Source organism: Burkholderia anthina (assembly GCF_001547525.1).
In the GTDB taxonomy this organism is placed as follows: Bacteria; Pseudomonadota; Gammaproteobacteria; order Burkholderiales; family Burkholderiaceae; genus Burkholderia; species Burkholderia semiarida.
The window spans coordinates 539,777-560,105 of record NZ_CM003769.1; the positions used below are offsets into that span (position 1 = coordinate 539,777).

At 66.8% G+C, this 20,329-nt stretch carries 17 protein-coding genes; 10 read left to right on the forward strand and 7 right to left on the reverse strand.

Going from position 1 to position 20,329, the window contains the following annotated elements:
- Nucleotides 1–1,284: 1,284 nt before the first annotated feature.
- Nucleotides 1,285–1,599, forward strand: coding sequence for a hypothetical protein (locus WS64_RS18645; protein WP_059579550.1), 315 nt, complete (start codon nucleotides 1,285–1,287; stop codon nucleotides 1,597–1,599).
- 153 nt (nucleotides 1,600–1,752) lie between these two features.
- Here WS64_RS18645 and gcvA read toward each other — a convergent pair whose 3' ends face one another.
- Nucleotides 1,753–2,637, reverse strand: a complete 885-nt coding sequence (gene gcvA / locus WS64_RS18650) for a transcriptional regulator GcvA (RefSeq protein WP_060967262.1) — start codon at nucleotides 2,635–2,637, stop codon at nucleotides 1,753–1,755.
- A gap of 63 nt (nucleotides 2,638–2,700) precedes the next feature.
- On the opposite strand from gcvA, the gene WS64_RS18655 reads away from it, so the two are divergent.
- Both WS64_RS18655 and WS64_RS18665 read left to right on the forward strand, forming a co-directional pair.
- The gene (locus WS64_RS18655; RefSeq protein WP_060967263.1) at nucleotides 2,701–3,999 is read left to right on the forward strand and encodes an adenylosuccinate synthase; all 1,299 of its coding nucleotides are present in this window, start codon (nucleotides 2,701–2,703) and stop codon (nucleotides 3,997–3,999) included.
- A 305-nt stretch (nucleotides 4,000–4,304) separates the two neighbouring features.
- Nucleotides 4,305–5,255 carry a LysR family transcriptional regulator gene (locus tag WS64_RS18665; RefSeq protein WP_059579558.1) on the forward strand — a complete coding sequence of 317 codons (951 nt, stop codon included), beginning with the start codon at nucleotides 4,305–4,307 and terminating at the stop codon, nucleotides 5,253–5,255.
- A 69-nt stretch (nucleotides 5,256–5,324) separates the two neighbouring features.
- Here WS64_RS18665 and WS64_RS18670 read toward each other — a convergent pair whose 3' ends face one another.
- On the reverse strand, nucleotides 5,325–6,305 hold the full coding sequence (locus WS64_RS18670; protein WP_208606861.1) for an AraC family transcriptional regulator: 981 nt from the start codon (nucleotides 6,303–6,305) through the stop codon (nucleotides 5,325–5,327).
- 594 nt (nucleotides 6,306–6,899) lie between these two features.
- Here WS64_RS18670 and WS64_RS18675 point away from each other — a divergent pair.
- From WS64_RS18675 to WS64_RS18690, 4 genes are all read left to right on the forward strand, one after another.
- Entirely contained in the window at nucleotides 6,900–7,781 is an 882-nt protein-coding gene (locus WS64_RS18675; RefSeq protein ID WP_060967264.1) for a LysR family transcriptional regulator, read from the forward strand.
- Nucleotides 7,782–8,005: 224 nt separating this feature from the next.
- On the forward strand, nucleotides 8,006–9,259 hold the full coding sequence (locus tag WS64_RS18680) for an efflux RND transporter periplasmic adaptor subunit (RefSeq protein WP_060967265.1): 1,254 nt from the start codon (nucleotides 8,006–8,008) through the stop codon (nucleotides 9,257–9,259).
- A gap of 15 nt (nucleotides 9,260–9,274) precedes the next feature.
- Nucleotides 9,275–12,466, forward strand: a complete 3,192-nt coding sequence (locus WS64_RS18685; protein WP_060967266.1) for an efflux RND transporter permease subunit — start codon at nucleotides 9,275–9,277, stop codon at nucleotides 12,464–12,466.
- 2 nt (nucleotides 12,467–12,468) lie between these two features.
- On the forward strand, nucleotides 12,469–13,998 hold the full coding sequence (locus WS64_RS18690) for an efflux transporter outer membrane subunit (RefSeq protein ID WP_060967267.1): 1,530 nt from the start codon (nucleotides 12,469–12,471) through the stop codon (nucleotides 13,996–13,998).
- A 132-nt stretch (nucleotides 13,999–14,130) separates the two neighbouring features.
- On the opposite strand, the gene WS64_RS18695 is transcribed toward WS64_RS18690, so the two are convergent.
- The 3 genes from WS64_RS18695 to WS64_RS18705 form a co-directional block, all read right to left on the reverse strand.
- Entirely contained in the window at nucleotides 14,131–14,844 is a 714-nt protein-coding gene (locus WS64_RS18695) for a dienelactone hydrolase family protein (RefSeq protein WP_059579575.1), read from the reverse strand.
- A gap of 285 nt (nucleotides 14,845–15,129) precedes the next feature.
- Nucleotides 15,130–15,441: a DUF4148 domain-containing protein gene (locus WS64_RS18700; protein ID WP_060967268.1), complete on the reverse strand. Its 312-nt coding sequence runs from the start codon at nucleotides 15,439–15,441 to the stop codon at nucleotides 15,130–15,132.
- Nucleotides 15,442–15,728: 287 nt separating this feature from the next.
- The gene (locus tag WS64_RS18705) at nucleotides 15,729–16,694 is read right to left on the reverse strand and encodes a GlxA family transcriptional regulator (RefSeq protein WP_059638648.1); all 966 of its coding nucleotides are present in this window, start codon (nucleotides 16,692–16,694) and stop codon (nucleotides 15,729–15,731) included.
- A gap of 172 nt (nucleotides 16,695–16,866) precedes the next feature.
- Between WS64_RS18705 and WS64_RS18710 the strand changes: the two genes are divergently transcribed.
- From WS64_RS18710 to WS64_RS18720, 3 genes are all read left to right on the forward strand, one after another.
- Nucleotides 16,867–17,508 (forward strand): HD domain-containing protein, encoded by a 642-nt coding sequence (locus WS64_RS18710; RefSeq protein WP_060967269.1) that lies wholly within the window; start codon nucleotides 16,867–16,869, stop codon nucleotides 17,506–17,508.
- Between the two features lie 342 nt (nucleotides 17,509–17,850).
- Entirely contained in the window at nucleotides 17,851–18,306 is a 456-nt protein-coding gene (gene parS / locus WS64_RS18715) for a type II RES/Xre toxin-antitoxin system antitoxin (RefSeq protein ID WP_006480981.1), read from the forward strand.
- Entirely contained in the window at nucleotides 18,303–18,782 is a 480-nt protein-coding gene (locus WS64_RS18720) for an RES family NAD+ phosphorylase (protein ID WP_060317467.1), read from the forward strand. The genes parS and WS64_RS18720 overlap by 4 nt, the downstream gene beginning before the upstream one ends.
- A gap of 39 nt (nucleotides 18,783–18,821) precedes the next feature.
- Here the strand turns inward: WS64_RS18720 and WS64_RS18725 are convergent, their stop codons facing one another.
- Both WS64_RS18725 and WS64_RS18730 read right to left on the reverse strand, forming a co-directional pair.
- Nucleotides 18,822–19,757, reverse strand: coding sequence for a tyrosine-type recombinase/integrase (locus WS64_RS18725; protein WP_060967270.1), 936 nt, complete (start codon nucleotides 19,755–19,757; stop codon nucleotides 18,822–18,824).
- A 75-nt stretch (nucleotides 19,758–19,832) separates the two neighbouring features.
- Complete coding sequence (locus tag WS64_RS18730) at nucleotides 19,833–20,291, reverse strand: hypothetical protein (protein WP_155720450.1); 459 nt, start codon at nucleotides 20,289–20,291, stop codon at nucleotides 19,833–19,835.
- Nucleotides 20,292–20,329: the final 38 nt, after the last annotated feature.

The following is a 20,329-nucleotide window of genomic DNA, read 5'->3' on the forward strand; positions in this document are numbered from 1 at the left end:
CCGTTTATGGGACCCCGAAACCTGTCCCCTGGCAGCCCGCCATCTGCGCTGGACCGGCGGAACGAACGCCGTTACTTTTCCCCACAGCAGTTCGAAATCATCTTGCACCGCCACGCGAGTGGTTTTTTGTCCTCGTGCTGCCTCGTCCATGGACAAGTTTTTTGTCGCGCGCATGGGAAGCCACTCGCCAAATTTAGCCTGTGGACTGTGCGGGAGGGACCGGCGCCGGACTGCTTTTCTTCCGTGCGTCCCGTCCGTTTTTCTACCTTTGGAGCCGGGCACCGTGCGGGACCCGTCACAGGCAAGGAAAGACTCGCGCCACCGCACGAAAACAGGCCCAGCGCCAAAATGCCGCGCACGGATTCCCCGTGCCTGGGACGATCTCGACGGAATTCATCGAGAGCACCCGAGCGAATGTGAACACTTCATCGATGCCGAAGCTCACCGCAATCGAATTGGCCCACTGCTCCCGAACCTGCTCACCTTCCAAAGAACCTGGAATCCCGTAAAAGCTCACCGATCGGGCGGAGCACAGGTATAAGCAGGCTGTGTGGATCGCGGCTCCGTGCAGATAAGGAACCATTGATGGGAGCAAACAGGAAACGATCGGCATCCATGTGCGGCGCCCGACACGTCGACACGCACGGTCGCTCGAACGGACAAGTCTCCACCGCCGTGAGCGCATTTACCCGACAAGCGCTGCTCGTTCATATCGGGTTCCCGTACATTCCTGCACTCAGTCGGACCGACGTCTCGGCCGTTCACGCAACCCCACCTTTCCCGCCAGACCTGCCGATCGACGAAGCGTCTTACCTCCACAGGTACTTTCTGCATCACGATGCCTGCGGGACCCATTACCGCCCGCCGCAACGACGCACCATAGTCGTCTCGATCGCCGACAAACCGAATCGTGGTCGTTTATGGGAGAAACCGCCGCTCGAGCCGCATCGCCCGCTGATGCGACGTACGGATCGACTGCTGTTGCGGTGATCGGGCAAGGACGACGATCTTCACGTCGCGCATGCGCGCATCGATATCACCACCGGTGAAACGGCTGTCGGCGCGTCGCGCCGTATCGCATACGACTCCACCCGTCACCGACCGCGGAAACCGTGTTGTCTCCCATACGTGTATCCCGATTCCGTCGTCACGTTCGCGCCACATTTTTTGCGACACGGTTATGATGCACAGGTCCTGATCGCGACATGACGAATCGATCGGGGCGGGGGCGGTATCTCGATGGTCTTTCAAACCGTGATAGTTATCAAAAAAGAGAGTTCAGCGATGCGAATCCAGATCAGAAAACTCACGTTGGCTGCTACTGCAGCCGCTTTCCTGTTCGGCTCGGCGGTTCCTGCGTTTGCGCAGACCGATGCCGCCAGCGCGCCGGCTGCACAGGACGCGAAGGCAGCGAAGAGCGAAGCGCGCAAGGCAGCCAGGGCCAAACGCAAAGCCGAGCGCAAGGCCGCGCGTGCGAAGAACAACGCCGAACTGAAGAAACTCGAAGACGCCGGCTACAAGCCTGCGGCCAACGATCCGAACTATCCGCAGAACCTGCAGAACGCGGAGAAGAAGGCCGCCGGTGCGGCAAGCCAGTAAGCGTCGTTCGGCGGCAAGCCGCGGTTCGATCCGCGGCTTGCCGCGTGCATCGCGATCACGCGATGCGTGAAGGCAAGAACGTTCGGCAGGTTTATTCCATTTAATTCGGAATCCTGTATGCCGTGACGATGCACGACTCGCAGGCGGATGCGATCAATCCCGCCCGTCCGACGCAGTCGCGCTTCCCGCCACCTTCAGCCAGTCCTTGAACGCGCGTACGGCGTCGTCATCCGCTCGCGCGGACGCCACATACGTGAAGTAGCGCCACGGCGGCAGCGCAGGTTCGCTGAACGGCTGCACGAGCCGGCCTTCGGCGATGTCGTCGGCGACGAGCGCGATCGGTCCCATCGCGACGCCGAGCCCGTCGAGCGCGCCTTGCAACGTCAGGTAGAAATGCTCGAGCGTGAGCGAGTGCCGCGGGACGAGATTCGGATGCCCGGCGGCTGCGAACCATTCCGGCCACATGCCCGGATAGGTCGCCGCGTGCAGCAGCGTGAAGCCGGCGAGATCTGCGGGCGTATCCAGCGACCGGCCCTCCAGCAACTTCGGTGCACACACCGGCAGCCGGACTTCGGACAGGAATTCCTCCGCGACGTATCCGTCGACGGCCTGCGGGCCGCCGCGAACGATCAGATCGACCTTGTCGCGCAACTTTTCGATCGGCTCGTTCGACGTCGACAGCCGCACCTCGATGGCCGGATGCGCGACCTGGAACGACGACAGCTTCGGGACGAGCCAGCGCAGCGAGAACGTTGCGGGCGCGCTGACACGCAACACGCGCTGCTGCGCGTGGCCGAAATGCTGCGCGGTGGCGAGCGCGATCCGGTCGAACGATGCACCGACCTCGGCGAGGTACGCGCGTCCAGACGCAGTCAGTTCGACGCGCCGGTTGTGGCGTTCGAACAGCGGCCGCCCGAGCCACGCTTCAAGTTGCTGCACGTGCCGGCTGATCGCGCCGTGCGTCACGCACAGCTCGTCGGCAGCCTGGGTGAAGCTGCCGAGCCGCGCGGCGGCTTCGAACGCGCGCAGCGAATTCATATGGCACACAAACGGCCGATTCGGCCGAACGAGTGTCTGAATTTCTCACATGGAGTGCGGAGCATGCCGAACGTGGTGGTCGTGGGCGCCCAATGGGGTGACGAAGGCAAGGGGCGCGTTGTGGACTGGCTGGCGGCACAGGCCGATCTCGTCGCGCGCTACAACGGCGGCTACAACGCGGGGCACACGCTCGTCGTCGACGGCAACACGTACAAGCTCGCGCTGCTGCCGAGCGGTATCGTGCGCGGCAAGCGCGGCGTGATCGGCAACGGCGTGGCGCTCGACCCCGAAGCGCTGCTCGCGGAAATCGGGCGGATGGCCGCGCTCGGGCTGCCGGTGACGCCGGAGAACCTGTCGATCGCGGAGAACGCGACGCTGGTGCTGCCGATTCACCGTGCGATCGACCAGGCGCAGGAGCGGCTGCGCCGCGAACCCATCGGCACCACGCTGCGCGGAATCGGGCCGGCCTACGAGGACAAGGTCGGGCGTCGCGGGCTGCGCGTCGGCGATCTCGCGGAACCGCACGGGCTCGCCGCCAAGCTCGACGTGCTGGTCGATCATCACAACGCGTGGTTCCGCGGCCTGGGGCTCGACGAGTACGATCGCGACGCGATGCTGGCGACCCTCGTTGCGCTCGCACCGAAGATCTTGCCGTTCGTGCGTCCGGTCTGGGCCGACCTCAACGACGCGACTGACCGCGGCGAGCGCATTCTGTTCGAGGGTTCGCAGGCCGTGATGCTGGACATCGACTGGGGCACGTATCCGTTCGTGACGTCGTCGGGCACCGTGGCGTCGGCCGCGGCGGCGGGCACCGGGCTCGGTGCGGCGAAGCTCGGCCACGTGCTGGGTGTCACGAAGGCGTATGCGACGCGGGTCGGCGGCGGCCCGTTCCTCACCGAGCTGACCGACGCCACCGGCGAAACGCTGCGCGCGCGTGGACAGGAGTTCGGCGTCAACACGGGCCGGCCGCGACGCTGCGGATGGCTCGACGCCGCGCAACTGCGCCAGGCCGTCAGGATTTCGGGCATCGATTCGCTGGCGCTCACCAAGCTCGACGTGCTCGACGGTTTCGAATCGATCGAGCTGTGCGTCGGTTACGAATTCGACGGCGCGCGCGTCGACCATCTGCCCGCGAGCCTCGATGCGCAGTCGCGCGCGAAGCCGCTCTACGAACGGTTCGAAGGCTGGCAAGGCTCCGTGAAGGGTGTGCGCGAGCGTGCGGCGCTGCCGCGGGCCGCACGGGATTTCATCGCGCGCATCGAGGCCGTGGCGGGTGCGCCGGTGTCGATGATCACGACCGGCGCGGAGCGCGACGACACGATCGTGTTGCGCAATCCGTTCGATGCGGCGGGCGCTGCGTAACGCGCGAGATGCGAACGGCGTCAATCGAGCGGCTGGCGGCATGACGGTTTGCGGGTCGTTTTCGGCGGCCGATGCCGTTGGCCCGTCGGTACGTCCGATACGCGTGTATGCACGGTCCCGATGCCGTCCGGCGAGCCGCCCGGCAGCACGATTCGGCAGCCGGATCACGCCGCCTACGACGAACTGGACACGCCTGCAACGCTGCTGTACTGTTCCGCACAATTCGCGCCGGACCGGCGTGTGCCGGCGTTGTCGGCACCGTGGCTGCACGGCGGTGCGACGTGACAATCCCCGGGAACAGGTCGATGGACACGTTACAGATGATGCGCATTTTCGTCCGGGTCGCGGAGGAGGGCAGCTTCACGAGCGCAGCCCAGCGTCTGGACATCACGACGGCCTACGCGTCGCGCTCGGTCGCGCAACTCGAAACGCATCTGCGCACGCGCCTGCTCAACCGCAGCACGCGCCGCATCGCGCTGACCGACGCCGGGCAGCGCTATCTCGACCGCTGCCAGCGCATCCTCGGCTATATCGACGAAGCGGAAGCCGAGGCGGCCGATGCACAGGCGAAGCCGTCCGGACGACTGCGCGTTCATGCGACGACGAGTTTCGGCCAGTCCTACGTGGTGCCTGCGGTCGTGCGCTACCGCGAGCGCTATCCGTCCGTCGCGGTCGAGCTGACGCTGTCGCAGCACGTGCCCGACATCATCGACGAAGGCTACGACGTGTCGCTGCAGTTGAGCACGACGGAGCTACCCGATTCCGGGCTGGTATCGCAGCGGCTCGGCGACGTGGGCAGCGTGCTGTGCGCGTCGCCTGCCTACCTGAAGGCGCGCGGCACGCCGCGCACGGTGAGCGATCTCGCCGGGCATGCGTGCCTGCGGCTCGTCACGCCGCTCTTTCCGCGCGACCGCTGGCATCTCGACGGCCCGAACGGCCGCGAAACGTTCGAGCTGCCGGTACCGGATTTCGAAGTGAATATCGCCGATGCGCTCGGCGCCGCGCTGCGCGCGGGGCTCGGGATCGGCTCGCTGCCGATGTCGGCGGCGCTGCCCGCGCTCGCGAGCGGCGCACTGGTGCGCGTGCTGCCCGACTACCGGCTGCAGAAGCTGACGGTCTACACGCTGTATGCGTCGCGTCAGTATCTCGATGCGAAGATCCGCACGTTCGTCGATTTCCTGCGGGAGTGCGTGCCCGAAATGCTGGCCGCCGACGAGGCTGCATCGAATGCTTGCTGCGCATCCCGTCATGCCTGATTCGCGTGAGGGCGCAGCCGCCCGACGATCGAGCAGGTGACGAACCGCCGCCTCGCACGCGATATCCATTCACGGTATGACGCGCGACAGCGGCACGGCTTCGTCGCGCAGCCTCGCGACGTCGCGGCCCGGCGCATCGCCGAACAGCCGCGCGTATTCGCGACTGAACTGCGACGCGCTCACGTAGCCGACACTTCGGCACGCCTGCCGCGCGTCCATTGACGCGAGGCACATCAGATGGCGCGCTTCCTGCAGCCGCAGCACCTTCTGGCATTGCAACGGGCTCATCGACGTGACCGCACGAAAGTGATGGTGGAAGGTCGACGGGCTCATCCCCACCTGCCGCGCGAGCGAGTCGACCGCCATCGGGTCGAGGTAATGGTCGCGAATCCAGGCGACGGCGCGCGAAATGCGCTGGGTGGTCGAACCGGCGTCGCCGATCTGCGCGACGCGCGCGCCCGACGGGCCGCGCAGCAGCCGGATCAGGATTTCGTCGACGATCAGCGGCGCGAGCAGATCGAGGTCGTCCGGTTGTGCGATCAGGTGCATCAGCCGGGCGACGCCGTCGACGATTTCCGGCGTCGCGTCGTGCGTCGCGAGTGCCCGGCAGTCGACGGCTTTCGGCAGCCCGCGCGGAAACACGCGCGGCGTGAGCGCCGCGATGCGATGCGGATCGAGTGCGAGCTGCACGTAAAGGAACGGCTCGGCCGGATTCGCGCGCGTCACGCGTCCGGTCACGGGCAGGTCGGCGGTTGCGACCAGCATCCGCGATGCGTCGATCGTGTAGGTATCGTCGCCGACCCGCATCGACTTCGCGCCTTGCCCGACGATGCTCAGGCACGCGTGGTGCACGCCGTGGCTCCACTGCGCCGGCGGCGCGCAAGCACGCGCGATGCGCATGCCGCGCAGCGGGAGGTCGAACATGCCGTCGTGCGGCGCGTACGCGGCGATCAGCGCCGCGAGCCGGGCCGCGGCCGATCGGGCTGGCGACCGACCATCATGATCCGGCGGCGTGCGCGGTTGCGGTGGCGTTCGGGCGTCGATTTCCATGTTGCATGAGCGGTTGACGGAGTGGGCGATGCGATGCGCGGCTGCCGTCCCCTGTCGAGGTGCTGGCACGGCGATCAATCGTACTGTGAAGTTGCGTGCGCGGGATTGCCTAAACCTGTCCGAAATTAGCCCGATCATCCGGACCTGCATGCTCGACGGATGCGTCACGCGCCGTTGCACGGTGTGCGGCGCACAAATTCGGAAATTAAGGCAAAACAATCGCAGGATCGGGCAAGCTATTTCCCGGCGGTTTCCCTACCATTGCACCTGCTGAAGAAATGCGATTCAGCGTGCCCGGATGGCGCGGGCAATACCGTGCGCGTGATGCGCGGTCGCCGCCGGCCTTGTCGCGTGCGTCGCCGCGGCGTATCGCTGGGAAAGACTCAGGACTGCTATTGAATAATCGTGCATCGGGCTTGCCGAGGCCGGTTTGCGTCCGTTGCAAGCCGGATCGCGTCTGTCGCGCACGGGCCGACCGATCCGGATGAGCCGGCGTCGGGGCCGCCGCATTGGCCGGCTCGATGCGGGCCGGCGCGCGGCGCGGCATCGGGTGCAGGGATACGGGCAGTCGTGCGCGCAGGGGAATCCGGAGAAATGGACCAACTTCAATCGATTCGGGCATTCGTGACGGTGGCAAGGGAAGGCGGGTTTCGTCGGGCGGCGACGCGCTTGCGCGTGTCGACGGCGATGGCGAGCCGGCTCGTCGAAGCGCTCGAGACGCGCCTCGGCGCGCGCTTGCTTCAACGCAGCACGAGCCATCAGTCGCTGACCGAAATCGGCGAGCTGTATCTCGCGCGCGTCGAGCGGATCCTCGGTGCGATCGACGAGATCGACGGCCGTTTCGTCGCGATGGGCAGCAAGCCGGAAGGCGTATTGCGCGTGGCCGCACCGGTTGCGTTCGGGCTCAGCCAGTTGAGCGCGCTGCTCGATCGTTTCGTGCACCGGTTTCCGGACGTGCGGCCGACCGTGACGCTGACCGATGCCCACGTCGACTTGACCGCCGAGGACATCGACGTCGCGTTCCTGACGGATGGCATGCCGGTGTCCGGCGCGCATGCGTTGCATACGCTGGCTGCGTACGAATCCGTGCGCGTCGCGGCGCCGGCTTACGTCGCCGCGCACGGCGGCGCGGCTGCGTCGGGCGACTGGCCGGACATCGCGGCCGTGCGGCTGGAGCGGGCGGCGGCCGACGACGACCGCGCGGCCGGGATTCGATCCGGCGTAGCACCCGCCAATACGGGCGTCGGCCATCTCGAGATGGTGCGACGACTCGCCGTCGCCGGCATGGGCGCGGCGGTGCTGCCCGCGTATCTCGTCGATGCCGATCTGGCGGCCGGCACGCTGGTGCGCGTGGCCCCGGTCCACCCGCTCGCGCCCGTCACGCTGAAGCTCGCGCATGCGCGTGCCGCGCGTCTGCCGGCTGCCGCGCGCGCGTTCATCGAATTCGCCTGCGCCGCATTTCGACCCGCGCGCTAGCGGTCTGGCCGAATCCATGGCAACGCGATCCCGCCGGAGGCGCGGGCTCGCCGTTCTTTTTCGGAAGCAGTTCGGCACACGAACGCTCCGCAGGGTGCAACGCACACCCGCAACACGCGTCCGCATCCGCGGCGGGCAGGAAGCTGCAGGTCCGCCGCGCGTCAGGGCCATGAGGAGATCTGATGATTCCCATTGAAGGTCGTCTAATTGTGAGAGGTCGCTCCATGCGCGTCGAACGGGTTCCATACCGCTTAATCACTGCCGCAACGGCTGCCGTTTTCCTGGCTGCCTGCGGAAAAAAAGAATCGGCACCGCCGCCGCAAACACCGGAAGTCGGCGTCGTCACCGTCCAGCCGCAAGCCGTGCCGGCCGTGACCGAACTGCCGGGCCGCACCAGCGCATTCCTCGTCGCGCAAGTGCGTGCACGGGTCGACGGCATCGTGCTGCGCCGTGAATTCACCGAAGGCACCGACGTCAAGGCCGGTCAGCGCCTCTACAAGATCGATCCGGCGCCGTACATCGCGGCGCTGAACAGCGCGAAGGCGACGCTCGCGAAGGCGCAGGCGAACCTCGTCACGCAGAACGCGCTGGTCGCGCGCTACAAGGTGCTGGTCGCCGCGAACGCGGTCAGCAAGCAGGACTACGACAACGCGGTCGCCACGCAAGGCCAGGCCGCGGCGGACGTCGCGGCCGGCAAGGCGGCGGTCGACACCGCGCAGATCAACCTCGGCTATACGGATGTCGTGTCGCCGATCAGCGGCCGCGTCGGCATCTCGCAGGTCACGCCGGGCGCCTACGTGCAGGCGAGCCAGGCGACGCTGATGTCGACGGTGCAGCAGCTCGATCCGGTGTACGTCGACCTCACGCAGTCGAGCCTCGAAGGGCTGAAGCTGCGCCAGGACGTGCAGAGCGGCCGCCTGAAGACGAGCGGCCCGGGCGCGGCGAAGGTGTCGCTGATCCTGGAGGACGGCAAGACCTACTCGGAGCCGGGCAAGCTGCAGTTCTCGGACGTGACGGTCGACCAGACCACCGGCTCGGTGACGATCCGCGCGGTGTTCCCGAACCCGGGCCGCGTGCTGCTGCCGGGGATGTTCGTGCGCGCACGGATCGAGGAAGGCGTGAACGAGAACGCGTTCCTGGTGCCGCAGATCGGCGTCACGCACGACCAGAAGGGGCAGGCGATCGCACTCGTCGTGACCGCGGCCAACAAGGTTGAGCCGCGTCCGTTGACGACGACCGGCACGTACGGCCCGAACTGGATCGTGGAAGGCGGCCTGCAGGCGGGCGATCACGTGATCGTGCAGGGCGTCGACAAGGTGCGCCCGGGCGCGACCGTGAAGACCGTCCCCGCGCAGCTCGCCCCGGCGCCGGACGCCGCATCCGCCACATCGGCGGGCGCCGCGCCGGCAAGCGCCGCGCCGGCGACTACCGCGGCCAGCGCCGCAGCGAGCTCGGCTGCCGCGTCGAGCGCGCAATAACAGGGAGTCCGTTTCATGGCCAAGTTCTTTATCGATCGCCCGATCTTCGCGTGGGTGATCGCGATCGTGCTGATGCTGGCCGGCGTCGCATCGATCTTCAAGATGCCGATCGCGCAGTATCCGACGATCGCACCGCCGACGATCCAGATCCAGGCGAACTACCCGGGCGCTTCCGCGAAGACGGTGGAAGACACGGTCACGCAGGTGATCGAGCAGCAGATGAGCGGTCTCGACAACTTCCTGTACATGTCGTCGACGAGCGACGATTCGGGCAACGCGACGATCACGCTGACCTTCTCGCCGGGCACGAACCCGGACGTGGCGCAGGTTCAGGTGCAGAACAAGCTGTCGCTCGCGACGCCGAACCTGCCCCAGGTCGTGCAGCAGCTCGGCATGCAGGTCACGAAATCGAGCAGCAACTGGCTGATGTGGTTCGCGTTCAACTCCGAGGACGGCCGGATGTCGAAGGAGGATCTGACGAACTACGTGGCGTCGCACGTGCTCGACCCGCTGAGCCGCGTGAACGGCGTCGGCCAGACGCTGCTGCTCGGTTCGCAGTTCTCGATGCGGATCTGGCTCGACCCCGTCAAGCTGACCAACTACAGCCTCACGCCGACCGACGTGACGGCCGCGATCACGCAGCAGAACGTGCAGATCGCGGGCGGCCAGATCGGCGGCACGCCGGCGAAGCCGGGCACCGTGCTGCAGGCGACGATCACCGAATCGACGCTGCTGCGCACGCCCGAGCAGTTCGGCAACATCCTGCTGAAGGTCAACCAGGACGGCTCGCAGGTTCGCCTGAAGGACGTCGGCCGCGCGGCGCTGGGTTCGGAGAACTACACGTTCGACACGAAGTACATGGGACAGCCGACGGCCGGCCTCGGTATCCAGCTCGCGACCGGCGCGAATGCGCTGGCGACCGCGAACGCGCTGCGGGCCAAGATCGACGAGCTGTCGAAGTACTTCCCGCATGGTCTCGTCGTGCACTACCCGTACGATACGACGCCGTTCGTGCGCCTGTCGATCGAGGAAGTGGTCAAGACGCTGATCGAGGGCATCGTGCTCGTGTTCCTCGTGATGTACCTGTTCCTGCAGAATCTGCGGGCGACGATCATCCCGACGATCGCGGTGCCGGTCGTGCTGCTCGGCACGTTCGCGATCATGGGTATCGTCGGCTTCTCGATCAACACGCTGTCGATGTTCGGCCTCGTGCTCGCGATCGGCCTGCTGGTCGACGATGCGATCGTGGTGGTCGAGAACGTCGAGCGGGTGATGGCCGAGGAGGGGTTGTCGCCGAAGGAGGCGACCCGCAAGGCGATGGGGCAGATCACCGGCGCACTCGTCGGCGTGGCGCTCGTGCTGTCGGCGGTGTTCGTGCCGGTGGCGTTCTCCGGCGGCTCGGTCGGCGCGATCTATCGTCAGTTCTCGCTGACGATCGTGTCGGCGATGGTGCTGTCGGTGCTGGTCGCGTTGATTCTCACGCCGGCGCTGTGCGCGACGATCCTGAAGCCGATCGAGAAGGGGCATCACGAAGAGAAGAAGGGTTTCTTCGGCTGGTTCAACCGGACTTTCGATCGCAGCCGGGATCGCTACACGAGCGGCGTGAACCACGTGATTCGGCGCTCCGGCCGCTGGCTCGTGATCTACCTCGCCGTGTTCCTCGCGGTCGGCGTGATGTTCGCGCGCCTGCCGAAGTCGTTCCTGCCCGATGAAGACCAGGGCTACATGTTCATGATCGTGCAGACGCCGTCCGGCTCCACGCAGGCAACGACCGGCAGGACGCTCGACAACATCAATACGTACCTGACCACCGCGGAGAAGGATGTGGTCGATTCGGTGTTCACGGTCAACGGCTTCAGCTTCGCGGGCCGCGGCCAGAACGCCGGCCTCGTGTTCGTGAAGCTGAAACCGTACGAGCAGCGCCAGCGTTCGGACCGGAAGGTGCAGGCGCTGATCGGCCGGACCTTCGCGCACTATTCGACGTACAAGGACGCGATGGTGATTCCGTTCAATCCGCCGTCGATTCCCGAACTCGGTACCGCTGCCGGTTTCGACTTCGAGCTGACGGACAACGCCGGCCTCGGTCACGAAGCGCTGATGGCCGCGCGCGGCCAGTTGCTCGGGATGGCCGCGAAGGATCCGGCGTTGGCGCTGGTGCGCCCGAACGGCCTGAACGATACGCCGCAGTACAAGGTCGACATCGATCGCGAGAAGGCGAACGCGCTCGGCGTGACGGCCGCGGCGATCGACCAGACGTTCTCGATCGCATGGGCGTCGCAGTACGTGAACAACTTCCTCGATACCGACGGCCGGATCAAGAAGGTGTACGTACAATCGGACGCGCCGTTCCGGATGACGCCGGAAGACATGAACATCTGGTACGTGCGCAACAGCTCGGGCGGGATGGTGCCGTTCAGCGCGTTCTCGAGCGGCCACTGGATCTACGGGTCGCCGAAGCTCGAGCGTTACAACGGCGTATCGTCGATCGAGATCCAGGGGCAGGCCGCGCAAGGCAAGTCGACCGGCCAGGCGATGGCCGCGATGGAAGCGCTCGCGAGCAAGCTGCCGGAAGGCATCGGCTATTCGTGGACGGGGCTGTCGTTCCAGGAAATCCAGTCGGGCTCGCAGGCGCCGATCCTGTATGCGATCTCGATCCTCGTCGTGTTCCTGTGTCTCGCGGCGCTGTATGAAAGCTGGTCGATTCCGTTCTCGGTGATCATGGTCGTGCCGCTCGGCGTGGTCGGCGCGCTGCTCGCGACGATGCTGCGCGGCCTCGAGAACGACGTGTTCTTCCAGGTCGGCCTGCTGACGACGGTAGGCCTGTCCGCGAAGAACGCGATCCTGATCGTCGAGTTCGCGCGCGAGCTGCAGGCGGGCGGGAACATGGGGCCGGTGCGCGCGGCGATCGAGGCGGCGCGCCTGCGGCTGCGTCCGATCCTGATGACGTCGCTCGCGTTCATGCTGGGTGTGCTGCCGCTCGCGATCAGCAACGGCGCGGGTTCGGCGAGCCAGCACGCGATCGGCACCGGCGTGATCGGCGGGATGATCACGGCGACGTTCCTCGCCATTTTCATGATCCCGATGTTCTTCGTGCGGGTTCGCGCGATCTTCAGCGGCGAGACGGAGAATGTCGACGACGCATGGCGTCTCGTACAGGGCGACCTGCAGCACGGTCACGACGACGCACACGAATCGAAGGGGCAGTAACGATGCGAAAACATGCTTTGACCGCAACCGCGGTCGCACTGGCTGCCGCGCTGTTTGCCGCCGGCTGCACGATGGCGCCGCATTACAAGCGGCCCGACGCGCCCGTCGCGCAGGCGTACCCGGCCGGCGGCGTCTACGCGACGCAGCCGGGCGCGGCCGGCGCGCGTAGCGCGAACGGGCAAGCTGCGACCGCCATCGGCTGGCGCGAGTTCTTCGTCGATCCGCGCCTGCAGCGGCTGATCGAGATCGCGCTGAAAAACAACCGCGACCTGCGCGTGTCGGTGCTGAACATCGAGGCGGCGCGCGCGCAGTACCAGATCACGCGCGCGGGGCTGTTCCCGACGCTCGACGGCACGGGCACGGGCAGTATCCAGCGCGTGCCGCAGGGCCTTTCGCGGACCGGTGCGCCGTACATCTCGCGCGCCTACAACGTCGGGCTCTCGGCGTCGTGGGAGCTCGACCTGTTCGGCCGCGTGCAGAGCCTGAAGGACCAGGCGCTCGCGCAGTACCTGTCGACGTCGTATGCCCGGCAGGCATCGGAAATCTCGCTGGTGTCGCAGGTGGCTGACCAGTACCTGACGCTGCTGTCGACCGACGATCTGCTGAAGGTCACGGAAAACACGCTGAAGACCGCGCAGGCATCGTACGACCTGACGAAGCTGCAGTTCGACAACGGCACGGGCTCCGAGCTCGAGCTGCGTCAGGCGCAGACGGTGGTCGAGACGGCGCTCGCGAACCAGCAGGCGCAGGCGCGTGCGCGTGCGCAGGCGCTGAACGCGCTGGTGTTGCTGATCGGCGAGCCGTTGCCGGACGACCTGCCGGCCGGCATGCCGCTCGACGCGCAGAATCTGCTGACGGACGTGCCGGCAGGCCTTCCGTCGGATCTGCTCACGCGGCGTCCGGACGTGATGCAGGCCGAGCAGACGCTGCTGGCTGCAAACGCGAACATCGGTGCGGCGCGCGCGGCATTCTTCCCGCGTATCTCGCTGACGGGTGCGTTCGGCACCGGCAGCCCGACGCTCGGCGGTCTGTTCAAGGCCGGCACGGCCGCCTGGTCATTCGCGCCGCAGATCACGATGCCGATCTTCGAGGGCGGGCAGAACATCGCGAACCTGAATCTCGCGAACGTGCAGAAGCGCATCGAGATCGCGAACTACGAGAAGGCGATCCAGTCGGCGTTCCGCGAAGTGGCGGATGGCCTCGCCGCACGCGGCACGTACGACCAGCAGATCGCGGCGCTCGAGCGCAACGAGCACGCGCAGCAGCGGCGCTTCGACCTGTCGGACCTGCGGTACAAGAACGGCGTCGACAGCTACCTGTCGGTGCTGACCGCGCAGACGGATCTGTACTCGGCGCAGCAGTCGCTGATCAGCGCGCGTCTGGCCCGCTGGACGAACCTGGTCGACCTGTACCGCGCACTCGGCGGCGGGTGGATCCAGCGTGCCGGCGAAGCGCCGCGCGCGCCGGATGCACCGGTCGACTACGACAAGGCGGCCGCGCCGGCGCCTGCGTCGGCAGCGGCGAACGGGTAAGCGCAGAGCGGGACAGGCGCGGTTCGCCGCGCTTGCGTGTCGAACCGGCTGTATGCGGAAACGAGAACGCCACGGACGAAAGTCCGTGGCGTTGTGTTGTGTACCGTCGCCCGTGCGAGGCGCGGCATGACGTTACGCTTGCTTCGTCCAGAGTGTCCGGCCGAAGAACGTGAGCGTGCGATCCCACGCCATCTGCGACCACACCGGATCGAACTGCGTGCCGGCGATGCGCCCGGGGCCGACGGCCGTCTCGTTCGCGAACGCATGGTGCGCGAGATAGCGGTGGAATTCGAAACCGACGTTCGCATCGGTCAGCTTCTTTTCCAGTGCGTCGACCTGGTCGATCGTGAAGAACGCATCCTGCGTCGCCCAGTGACCCATCAGCGGCACCTTGAGCTTGGCCGGGTCGAGGTAGTCGAGCGGCGGCAGACCGTACCACGTGACGCCGGCGTCGGCTTCGGCATACTGCAGCGACAGCAGCGTGAGGGCGCCGCCCATGCAGTAGCCCGTCACCGCGACACGCGGCGCGAGCGTCTTCAGGTACGCGACCGCGCCGGGAATGTCCTGCGACGCGGCGTCGCCGAAATCGAGGCCGGTCATCAAGTGGTGCGCTTCTTCCTCCTCGACGGTCGACTTGCCGCGATACAGGTCGGGCACGAGCGCGAAGTAGCCGCAGCGCGCGAGACGATCCGCGACGCCGCGGATCTGGTCGTTCAACCCCCACCATTCCTGGATGACGACGACCGCGGGCGCGCCTTCGGTCCGTGCCGGCGTGGCGAGATAGCCCTGCAGCTCCTGACCGTCCGGGCGGCGAAACGTGATCGTGGAACCGGATGTTTGAGACATGAAACCGCTCCTTTTCGAAAAATGCGCCGAGTGCGACATCGGGCCGGCCAGCGGGCGTCGTGATACCGCTCGCGTTCGTTCCGGCCGGCGCCGACCACGGGCCATTCTATGCGCAAACACCGGACGCCTGCGTGAACGGTACCGCGTCGCGCGACCGGGGGACGGAAGCGGACGACCGGAAAGCAAACACCCCGCCCCGGTGAACGGGAGCGGGGTGTCGCGTGTACGACGTGCGTATCGGAATACGGCGCGAGTACGCCGCGAATACGCGGGCGCGTATCCGGCTTACTGGCCGAAATAGATCGAGTCGCGGCCTTCCTGCTTGACCGCGATTGCGCGGCCGGCACGCGCGCCGGCGGCTGCTTGCGCGCCGTAGCCGGTTTGATCGGCGTTCGCCACGCGGGCCTGGGCGGCCTGCAGCGCACGCGGGTAATACGGATCGGAGACTTCGGGCTTGTAGCCGGCCTGTTCGAGCTGGACGAGTTCCGCTCGCACCTCGGCACGCGTGAGCTGGCCCGACGGGGTCGATTGCGCGGATGCACCGTACGACGCGAACAGGGCAGTTGCGGCGACGACAGCGGTAATGAACGACTTCATGGTGACCTCCGGTTCTGTTGATTTCGCGCTTCGCTCGTTGCGTTCAGCGGTTGATTGCATCGTAACGATCGCGTTACCGGTCGGAAATACGCGTTGCAGCGAATCATTATTGCAACTGGGTAAACGATTCGCGCGGCATGGCGTTTCGTCTGAATATTGCCGGCGTGCCCGAGCACGAGCGGAGCCTTCGGGGGCGATCGAGTCGATCGGCGCGACAGATGCGAGAGGGGCAGTTGAATCGCATTCCGAATTATTTTTTCGAGGCCGTCGGCATTGCCCGTTTCGCATCACGCCGCCAGGGTCGCCTGCCGTTTCCGGTATTCGGCCGGCGTGATGCCGACATGCCGGGTGAACGCTCGCCTGAGCGTATCGACGTTCGCGAAGCCGCATTTCGCGGCGACCTGCTTCGGCGTGTCGTGGCCGTTCTCGAGCAACCGGCGGGCGGCCGAGATGCGCGTCACCTCGACCCACGCGGCCGGCGTCATGCCGACCTCCGCGCGGAACAACCGCGCGAAATGGCGCGCGCTCATGCCCGCGTGCTTCGCCATCTCGGCCACCGAATGCTCGAGCTCGGGATGCGCCGCGATCCAGCGCTGGACCTCCTGCAACACCGAACGCCCGGCGGGGCGCGCTTCGCCCTTGCGGCTGAACTGGAGCTGCCCGCCTGGGCGCTTGAAGAACATCACCAGTTGCGCGGCGACCCGCCGCGCGATCTCGCGGCCGAGATCCTCCTCGACCAGTGCGAGTGCCAGATCCAGCCCGGCCGTGACGCCGGCGCCGGTGCGCAGCTTGCCGTCGCGCACGTACAGCGCGTCGGCGTCGACCGCGAGCGACGGATACGCCTGCGCGAGCGCGTCGGCAGCGGCCCAGTGCGTGGTCAGGTGACGCCCTTTCAGCAGGCCGGTGGCCGCGAGGAGGAACGCGCCGGTGCAGATCGAGCCGTAGCGCCTGCTTTGCACGGCCGCCGCGCGCAGCCACGCGAGGAGGTCGGTGCGCAGCGCGATCTGGCCGGCGTTCGGCGCGCCGGCGACCAGCAGCGTGTCGATGCGCTCGGGGATGTCGGGCGCGATCCAGTCGGGCAGCAATCGCGCACCGGACGAACTGCGGATCGGGCCTGGCCCGGCCGCGATGATCCGCAACGCATAGAACGGTTTCCCGCATTCGGCGTTCGCCTGCGCGAACACGTCGAGCGGCGCGGAGACGTCGAGCAGCTGAACGCCCGGAACGGCGAAAATACCCACGACCTTCGGCATGATCGTTGCGTGTTGTATCGAACGTGATGCGCAGCAGTATAGGGGCGCCGCTTTCGCCGTGCAGGCATCGTGTCCGTCGATCGCGCAAAATGGCAGAATTTGTCGTGACATGTCTATTTAAGACATACGTCGGACTCCGGAGAATCGAGGGTATCTTCCACGGAGGTCGACCATGACTGTGAGTGTTGCCGGCATTACCCTTCCCGCTACGCGACTGACGCGCGAGATTACCGAACTCGTGCGCGATACCGAGTCCGAGCTGTTGTTCCATCACTCGAGCCGCGTGTTTTATTTCGCGGCGCTGGCGGGCCGGCGCCGCGGGCTCGACTACGATCCCGAGCTACTCTATTGCGGCTGCATGTTCCATGACATGGGGCTCACGCACCGGCACAGCAGCGCATGCGAGCGCTTTGAAGTGGACGGTGCCAATGCCGCCCGCGATTTTCTGAAGGGCCACGGGATATCGCAACAGGACATCGACGTCGTGTGGACGTCGATCGCACTGCATACCACGCCGGGCATTCCGCAACACATGCATCCTGTCGTCGCGCTGGTCACGGCGGGCGTCGAGATGGACGTACTGGGCCTCGCTTACCCGGAATACAGCGACGTCGAGCGGGAAGCGGTCGTGCGCGCGCATCCGCGCACGCCGCATTTCAAGGAAGACATCATTCAGGCGTTCTACGACGGCATCAAGCACAAGCCCGGCACGACGTTCGGCAACGTAAAGGCCGACGTGCTCGCGGACAAGGATCCGCATTTCCGTGCGGGCAACTTCTGCAGCGTGATTCGGGCGTCCGCATGGGCCGACTGAGCGGGGGAGGGCGGCCGCGCCTCGGCCGACGTTGATCGACTGCCGGGCGTACGGCGCATTCGGCGCCGACGCCACCCTCGCGGCCTTGGCCGAACCCGGGGGACAAGGGGCGTTCGTTCGACTCGCGTATTGCCGTCGGAAAATTGTTACGTGACAACTTCGGGCAATCAGGGGCGTGATTTTATATACTGAATTTGTGTGCCCACTCCCCGAGGCGAATCTCCGATTCGCGTGTCCCCGAATACCGGCCTGCCAGCCCGACGGGCAAACCCCGATGCTCGGCCGTCCGCAAGCATACGGCAAAACGCCTATAATGATGGGGCAAATTGCCGGAGACAGGTCATGAGCACCATCGCTTTTCATCCTTCGGGCGTCGCCCATCCGCGTCAGGCCGAATTCACGATTCTCGAACAGTTGCTGGCGATCCGCGTTCGCTCGGGCGCGGATCTGGCCGAACTGGCGAGCGCGCGCGTCGACGTGTCGGTGATCGATCGCCTGTCCGAGCGCGGGCTGAAATCGGACGAGCTGGCCTTCATCATCCCGCGCCGCACGCTGAGCCATCGTCGCCAGGCGCACGAACGCCTGTCGCCGGAAGAGTCGGACAAGGCGATTCGTCTCGCACGCATCGTCGCGCAGGCGACAGCCACGTTCGGCGACCAGGACAAGGCGATGGCGTGGCTGCGCAACGGGCTCCAGCGCTTCGGCGGCCGCACGTCGCTCGACATGGCGAGCACCGAGCATGGCGCGCGGCTCGTCGAAGAGGCCCTCACGCAGATCGACGAGGGGTATTTCGCTTGACGACGCTGTGGCGGATCAGCAATTACGCCGACCTGAAAGGTGTCGGCGGGTTGCGGGCCGGTGGGCGCTGGCATTTCGCCGGGCAGCCGGTCGTGTATCTCGCCGAGCATCCGGCGCTCGCGTTGCTCGAGACGCTGGTTCATTTCGAAATCGCGACCGTCGCGCAATTGCCGAGCGGCTACCAGTTGCTGCGTATCGAGGTGCCCGATTCCGTGGACGTGGCCGAAATCGCCGAAGGCGATGCGCCAGAGGACTGGCGAACGAACGTCGACTGGACCCGCAGCGCCGGCACCGAGTGGCTGCACACGCAGCCGAGCGCGCTGCTGCGCGTGCCGAGCGTCGTCGTGCCGCACGCCCATAACTTCCTGTTGAATCCGCTGCATCCGGCCGCGTCCAGTATCCGTATCGCGGAAGTGATGCAAGCGCCGTACGACACGCGGATTCTGCGGCTGGTCCAGTCGAGGCCGGGCGAATAGCGAACCGGGAGGAACACGGTCCGCCCCGGCGGCGCGCGTTCAGCGCTCGCGAGCGGCGCGATCCGCGGCCGCATCGGGCGGCAGCGTCTGCCGGATGCGCGTGACCGTTCGCATGCTGGCGAGGCCGAGCATCGCCGTGACATCGGCATGCGCGTGGCCGGCGAGCAACTGGCGGCGCGCATAGGTATTGCGCAGTATGCGCGGGCTCATGTCCGCTGCGCGAAAGCCGATCGCGTTCAGCGCGTCACGTACGACCAGCAGCAGGAACATGTCGTTCATCGCTCCCCCGCGCGGCGCGGGAAACAGCCGCGCCGACGGCGGCACGTCGGTCGAGTGCGCGCGCCATGCGGCGAGCGGCGCCACCGCGAACGCGGCGAGCGCGATCCGGCGCGCCGGCCGCGCGCGATCGCGCGGTACCGACAATGCCGCCGGTCGCGCGTCGAGATCGAGTGCGTCGCCTGTCGCCGCGCGGATCTCGGCCGACGTGATGCCGCTCGCGAGCAGCAGCGCGACGATCGCGCGATTCCGGCAGTCGGCCGGCGTGTCGTTCGCTCGAGGCTGCACGTGGCGCTGCAGCGCCGCGTCGGCATCGGGCGGCAGGTAGCAGGGCTCGGGCTCGCCGTCCGGCCATGCGAGATCGCGCGTCGATCGGCCGGCCGGATGGACCGTCCGCACACCGGTGTCGACCAGATGCCGACCGAGCCGGTCGATCAGCTTCGCATAGCGCACGCGCGTCGACGTGCCGGGCGCGCAGGTGCGGTCGAGTTCGGCGAGGAAGGCTGCGACGTGGTCGGGCCCGAATGTCGCGAGCGACACGCGGTGTGCGCTCAGGTGGCGCAGGAATCGCTCGAACATCGCGACGTGCTGCACGACCGAGCGCGGCGCGAACGGCCGGCGGCCGGCGCCGGCCGCAGTGGTTTCCTGCCAGGCGCGAAACGCGCCGACGGGGTCGTGAATCCAGCGAGTCGTGTCCATCCCCGCTTTATAGCCGGACGCGGTGACGCCGGCAATCGTCCGGATGCCAGGGCGGAGCGCGGCGATGCCGATCCGTCAGGCTGCGGTACGCGTGCCGTCGATGTCGTCATCGTTCATCGTCAGGCAAACGAGCACGCGCAACAGCGTGATGAAGACTCGGAACGTATCCGGTACGCGGTTCCATTGCTTCGATATCGGGATTCCTGACCATTTGCCGCCGGCCGGCTCGAGCGCGACCTGCCGTGCGGGGAAGCCGAGCTTCAGGCAAGACCGCAGGCGTCGTCGAGCGCGGGCAGCGTGCGCAATGGCGCGGCTGCCGCGCGTCGCGCGAAGGCGCCGCAGCCGTGCCGGCGCGGGCTTGCCTGCCCGGCCGCGCGAGCACGGCGAACGCCATTTGCGTCGCGATGTAAGCCGCATTGCGATGCAGCAGGCAAACCCGCATGCCGGTTCGGTGACGTTGCGTACACAACTTTCGGCTGCGTGACGTGATTTCCCTATTGCCGGAAAAATTTTGTCCGTGCGAGTATCGAACACGTTGCCCGGGCACCGAGGCGGTTGCCGGCAACAGGATG